Raw genomic sequence first — 802 nt, forward strand, 5'->3', positions numbered from 1 at the left:
TTGCTGTCGGCATTCGCCGTCGGCGTGTCGTTGATGATCAGCACCGTCAGCGTGCCGTTGGCCACATCGCCGTCGCGGTCTGTCACCGTCAGTGCGATCGCCTCGGTCACTTCGGCGCCCCCGCTGTGGGTCTGCGCCGCGCCCAGCGTGAAGCTGTAGTCCACCGTTCCACCCGTCACCACGCCGTTGGGCAAGGTCGTGCCGGTGAAGCCCGTCAGCGTCAGTTGACCGCTGGGCGTGTTGATCACCAGCGGCGATCCGGGGCTCAGCCCCTGAAGCTGCGCCAGCGTGATCGTCGTGCCGCCTACGTTGATGCTTGCCACGCCGTCCGGCGAGGTGATCGCGAAGGTGCCTGCCGTCGTCTCGCTTGTGTCGCCTGCGCTGGTCAGGCCCGCTTCGTACACGGTCACCTGACCCGTCGCCGCGCCGTTGCCGTCGTTCACAGTCACGCCCGGTGTGTCGTTCGCGCCGTTGATGGTGATCGTCAGCGTCGCGGTCGAGGTGTCGCCGTCTGCGTCGGTGATGGTGTAGGTCACCACCTCGGTCAGCGTCTCACCTACCGTCAGCGCCTGTACGCGCGCATCGGCATTGTTCAGCGTGTAGGTGTACGTGCCATCCGCGTTCAGCACGATGCTGCCGTAGGTCGTGGTGATCGACGAACCCACTGTGCCTGCCGCACCGCCGAAGCTCACGCCCGTCACCGGCACGTTGTTGCTGTTGTCCGCGCCGTCGCGGTCGTTCGTCTTCACGCTGCCCGACACCGTATTCGGCGTGCCGTCTTCGGTGATGGCATTGCTGTCGG

1 protein-coding gene is annotated in these 802 nt (G+C 66.2%); it reads right to left on the minus strand.

Features of this window, described 5'->3' with window-relative positions; genetic code table 11:
- On the minus strand, positions 1 to 802 hold an 802-nt coding region (locus tag D3H34_RS33160; protein ID WP_205736875.1), incomplete at both ends, for a cadherin-like domain-containing protein.

The organism is Acidovorax cavernicola (assembly GCF_003581445.1).